The sequence below is a fragment of the Streptomyces pseudogriseolus genome (assembly GCA_002154585.1).
GTDB classification, from domain to species: Bacteria; Actinomycetota; Actinomycetes; order Streptomycetales; family Streptomycetaceae; genus Streptomyces; species Streptomyces pseudogriseolus.
In genome coordinates this window covers 1-3,212 of record MUNG01000251.1, presented here as the reverse complement: position 1 = coordinate 3,212, position 3,212 = coordinate 1, and the positions used below count along the sequence as shown (strand labels likewise).

The 3,212-nt window shown below is 72.1% G+C and carries 2 protein-coding genes and 2 pseudogenes; all 4 read right to left on the bottom strand.

All coding sequences use genetic code 11. The features are described from left to right. A partial coding sequence (locus tag CCN29_RS22130; protein ID WP_086683950.1) for a GH25 family lysozyme occupies positions 1-797 on the bottom strand: 797 nt, incomplete at its 3' end. 287 nt (positions 798-1,084) lie between these two features. Next, positions 1,085-2,206: pseudogene (locus CCN29_RS22125) on the bottom strand (MFS transporter); the annotation flags it as partial. Between the two features lie 108 nt (positions 2,207-2,314). After that, on the bottom strand, positions 2,315-2,737 hold the full coding sequence (locus CCN29_RS22120) for an acyl-CoA thioesterase (RefSeq protein WP_086683947.1): 423 nt from the start codon (positions 2,735-2,737) through the stop codon (positions 2,315-2,317). 69 nt (positions 2,738-2,806) lie between these two features. Beyond that, positions 2,807-3,212, bottom strand: a pseudogene (locus tag CCN29_RS22115) (hypothetical protein); the annotation flags it as partial.

Sequence of the window (3,212 nt, the reverse complement as noted above, 5' to 3'; positions counted from 1 at the left end):
CCGGTCGAGGTGTACTGCCACACCGTCCAGGTAGGGAACCCGGCGGGGATGGTGGGCGACGAGGCGGAGGTCCAGTGCGCCACCCACAGCGGGCTCTTGGACGACATGCCCGTCCAGCTTCCGGTGCAGGTGTTCCACCAGCCGGCGGTGGTGTAGATGACGACGTCGCGGCTCGTGCGCGCCTTGTACGTCGTGTAGAAGTCGTTGATCCACGTGCGCATCTGCGTGGTGGACAGGCCGTAGCACATCGCCCCGTACGGGTTGTGCTCGATGTCCAGCACGCCGGGCAGCGTGAGGTTGTCGCGCGACCAGGCCCCGCCGTTGCTCGCGAAGTAGGCCGCCTGGGTGGCTCCGCCGGAGGCGTTGGGGAGTGCGAAGTGGTACGCCCCGCGGATCACGCCCGCCGAGTGCGCGGCGGGGTAGTTCGCGTTGAAGCGGTCGTCCTTGTAGCTGGTGCCCTCGGTCGCCTTGATCCAGGCGAACTGGATGCCGGCGTTGCGCACGGAGGTCCAGTCGATGCTGCCCTGCCAGTGCGACACGTCGATGCCCTGCACACCGTCGGTGGGGGCCAGCAGCCCGCGGGACGGCTGCTCGGCGGCGGGGGAGCCCTCGTGGATACGGGCGCCGACGCCCATGTAGGCCTGGCCGGGCTTGATGGTGAGGGGCTGCGGGTCGGGCTGCGGTGCGGCACCCGCACCGGTGGCGGACGTGGCCGTGAGCGCGAGGGCGGCGCCGAGGACGCCGAGCGCGGTGGCCGTGCGTCTGCCGAGGCGGGAAACGTGAGGGAGTACCTGCATGGGACTTGCCTCCTGGCACATGTGGGGATGAGAAGGAGGTGACGTCGGCCGCTGCCACCTGGGCAGTTCCGTGCTTGTTTGACGTGCGCGCGTCATTAGTTACGCACGTAGATTCACGGCGTGTAAAGAGTCTCCTTGCTCCTCTGGTGGTCTGGTCCACTGTAGGAGCGGATGGCCAGGAAACTTGGGAGCCGAACGGAGGAAACTTTCATCGGATGAAAGCATGAACCGGGTCCCGGTGACCCGGAACCCGGCCTCCACCTCAGGCTTTCGCAACGGCCGGCCGCTCACCTCTCCTGACGAGGCGTCCGCAGCACGAGCGCCGCCAGCACCAGCGCGCCCGCAGCGAACACGGCCGCCACACGGAACGCCAGCTGGTACCCCTCCGCCGTCGCCCCGACCACCTCGGCGCCCTTGTTCAGCAGGGCGTCCGTCCGACCGGCCGCGAGCACCGTCAGCGTGGCGAGCCCCAGCGAACCGCCCACCACCTGCGTGGTGTTGAACAGCCCCGAGGCGAGCCCCGCGTCCTCCTCCCGCGCCCCCGACATGGCGAGCCCCGTCAGCGCGGGCATCGCCGCCGCGAACCCGACCGCGAGCAGCAGCATCGGCGGCAGGACGTCCCGCGCGTACGCCCCTTCCACGGGCGCCCGGCCCAGCAGCGCCATCCCCGCCACGATCAGCACCAGACCCGCCAGCAGCACCCGGTACGCGCCGAACCGGGACACCACGCGCGCGGACAGCCCCAGCATCAGGACGCCGATCGCGACCGGCGCCGGCAGGAACGCCAGACCGGTGGTCAGCTCGTCGTACCCCAGCACCCGCTGAAGGTACAGCGCGCCGATGAACTGGAAGCCGTACATCGTCGCGATCATCAGGATCTGCACGCAGTTCGCCCCGCTCAGCAGCCGCGACCGGAACAGCCCGAGCCGCAGCAGCGGACGCGCGGCGCGCGCCTGGCGCAGCACGAACGCCGCGAGCAGCGCCACGGCGAGCGCGGACAGCAGCAGGGTGTGCGGCGCCTCGCGCTCGCCGGAGCCGACGATGACGTACACGGTGAGCATCAGCGCGCCCGTGATCAGCGCGGCCCCCGCATGGTCGGCGTTCCGCGCGACGCCCGTACCCGGGTCCGGCCGGTCGTCGGCGAGGACACGGACCGCCGCCAACAGCGCGACCACCCCGATCGGCAGGTTGATCAGGAAGATCCAGTGCCAGCCGAACGCCTGCGTCAGCGCCCCGCCGAGGAACGTGCCGAGCGCTCCGCCCGCCGCGCCCACGGCGCTGAACACCGCGATCGCCGTGGCCTGCTCGCGGCCCTGCGGGAACAGCGCCACCAGCATGCCGAGCACCACGGCCGACGTCATCGCCCCGCCCACCCCCTGAAGGGCGCGCGCCGCGATCAGCACGGCCCGGACCGAGCGCCACCGGGTCTACATCGCCGAGTCGCGGGCGGCCTACGACGCCGCCCACGACCCCGACCCACGGGCCGACGCGTAGGCGGGTCCCCGCGGCGCCTTCGTCTACAGCCCGAAGAGGGAGGCGTCCTTCGCCAGCTCGCGGAACACGTCCGCGGGGTTCGGCACCAGCTTGCGCTTCTCCAGGTCCAGCAGCCCGCCCACGGCGCTGATCAACGCCGCGACCGTGCCGTCCGTCTTCGTGACCTTCTGCTCGATGGTGAAGGTCTTGCCGCCGCTCCAGTCGAAGACGCAGCTCACGTCCACCTCGTCACCGGCGAGCAGCTCCCGCCGGTACCGGATCGTGGTCTCCAGGGCGACCGGCCCCACCCCGTGCGCCCGCAGCCGGGACTGCGTGATCCCGGCCTCCTGGAGCAGCGCCCAGCGCGCGTGCTCCGCGTAGTTCAGGTACACGGCCTGGTTCAAGTGGCCCTGCACGTCGGTCTCGTATCCGCGCACGGTCACGCGGACGGAATACGGCTCGCTCACTGCGTCGCTCACTGCGTCCCCTTCACGCCGGTCCTGCTCTCGCCCGATCCACCGATCTTGGCATGCCCCTCACACGCGCCGCGGGGAGGCCAGGACGTAACGCCTCCGCGTCCTCGGCTCCGTGTACTCACCTGCCTGCCAGCCGGCCCCTTCCAGGGTCTCCGCGCAGGCCCGCAGCGCATCGGGGCCCGGGGCGTACACGGCGACGGCGTCCGGCTGCGGGGTGTCCCGTACGCGGTAGCCGTCGCCGCCCTCGCCCTCCGGCCCGGCCGGCCGGTGCCCGGACGCCTCCAGCGCGAGGGCGGCGGCCTGCACGAGGTGCGTGCGCTCCCAGGCGCAGGGACGGTCCGTCGAGGCGTCGGGATTGGTCATGCGGCGCAGTTCGAGCATGCCCTGCCAGGCGCTGCGGACCTCCCGCAGGCGGGCGGCCTCTCCCTGGGCGCGGGGTACGGTCTCGCCGCCGACGCGGGCGGCG